Here is a 1,520-nt window from a genome sequence, read left to right as displayed (position 1 = left end):
CACCGCGGCGGCCGGGCTGGCCTCCCACGGCGTGGCGTCGGTGGTGGTGGACTGCGAGAGCGGCCGGTTCCGCATGGGCCTGGCCTCCGAACTCGCCACGCACCTGGGAGCCGAGCACCTCCCGCTGGGCGAGGTGACGGCCGAGGGACTGACCCGCACCGTCCGCACCCACACGGCCCCCGCCCGCCGGAACCCGGCACGGACCGAGGGAGAGGTGGCCTGATGCCGCAGGGACAACCGGCCCGCGTGCCCGACGACGGGCTGAGCACCCGGCAACGTCGCAACAAGCCCCTGATCATGGTCCACACCGGGCCGGGCAAGGGGAAGTCGACCGCCGCGTTCGGCCTGGCCATGCGCGCCTGGAACCAGGGGTGGGACATCGGGGTGTTCCAGTTCGTCAAGTCCGCCAAGTGGCGCATCGGCGAGCAGACGGTCATGGAGCGGCTCGCGCGCCTGCACGCCGAGACCGGCGAGGGCGGGCCCGTCGAGTGGCACAAGATGGGCTCCGGCTGGTCGTGGTCACGCAAGGACGGCACCGAGGAGGACCACGCCGCCGACGCCGCCGAGGGCTGGGCGGAGATCAAGCGCCGGCTCGCCGACGAGCGGCACGACCTCTACCTCCTCGACGAGTTCACCTACCCCATGAAGTGGGGCTGGGTGGACGTCGAGGAGGTGGTGGAGACGCTGACCTCGCGGCCCGGGCGCCAGCACGTGGTGATCACCGGCCGCGACGCCGACCCCCGACTGGTCGCAGCCGCAGACCTGGTCACCGAGATGACCAAGGTCAAACACCCGATGGACGCCGGCCAGAAGGGTCAGAGGGGGATCGAGTGGTGACCGGATCGCGCACCGACCTGCCCCGGCTCGTGGTGGCCGCTCCGGCGTCGGGTCACGGCAAGACCACCGTCGCCACCGGGCTCATGGCGGCCCTGCGGCGCAGGGGCCTGACGGTCTCGGGCCACAAGGTCGGCCCCGACTACATCGACCCGGGATACCACGAGCTCGCCACCGGGCGGCCGGGCCGCAACCTCGACCCGCACCTGGTCGGCGAGGACAGGATCGTCCCCCTCCTGCTACACGGCGCGCAGGCCGCGCCGCGGCCGGCCGACGTCGCGGTGATCGAGGGCGTGATGGGCCTGTACGACGGCCAGATCGGGGGCGACGGCTTCTCCTCCACCGCCCACGTCGCCGGCCTCACCGACACCCCGGTCCTGCTGGTGGTGGACATCTCCCACGCCTCGCGCAGCATCGCGGCCGTGGTGCTGGGGATGGCGACGTTCGACCCGTCCGTCCGGATCGGCGGGGTGATCCTCAACAAGGCCGGGTCCGTCCGGCACTCGGACGAGGTGCGCCGCGCACTCGAGCCACTGGGGATCCCCGTCCTCGGCGTGCTCAGCCGGGACGACGAGGTCACCGCCCCGTCACGGCACCTCGGGTTGGTCCCGGCGGCCGAGCGACCGGGGGCGGCCGGCAGCCTCGACCACCTCGCGGATCGCCTGGCCGCCTCCGTGGACCTGGAC

Annotated in this window: 3 protein-coding genes; all 3 read left to right on the top strand. The window is 73.3% G+C overall.

Annotation, left to right across the window (positions count from 1 at the left end; genetic code table 11):
• The coding region (locus G6020_RS11535; RefSeq protein WP_182610730.1) for a hypothetical protein at nt 1-223 on the top strand (223 nt) is incomplete at its 5' end.
• A complete protein-coding gene (cobO, locus tag G6020_RS11530) occupies nt 223-837 on the top strand; it encodes a cob(I)yrinic acid a,c-diamide adenosyltransferase (protein WP_182610729.1) in 615 nt (204 codons plus the stop codon). The genes G6020_RS11535 and cobO, both read left to right, overlap by 1 nt.
• On the top strand, nt 834-1,520 hold a 687-nt coding region (locus G6020_RS11525; protein WP_347238366.1), incomplete at its 3' end, for a cobyrinate a,c-diamide synthase. The genes cobO and G6020_RS11525, both read left to right, overlap by 4 nt.

The sequence above is a fragment of the Dietzia sp. B19 genome (genome assembly GCF_014145155.1).
In the GTDB taxonomy this organism is placed as follows: Bacteria; Actinomycetota; Actinomycetes; order Mycobacteriales; family Mycobacteriaceae; genus Dietzia; species Dietzia natronolimnaea.
This window is presented reverse-complemented; position numbering and strand designations above follow the sequence as displayed.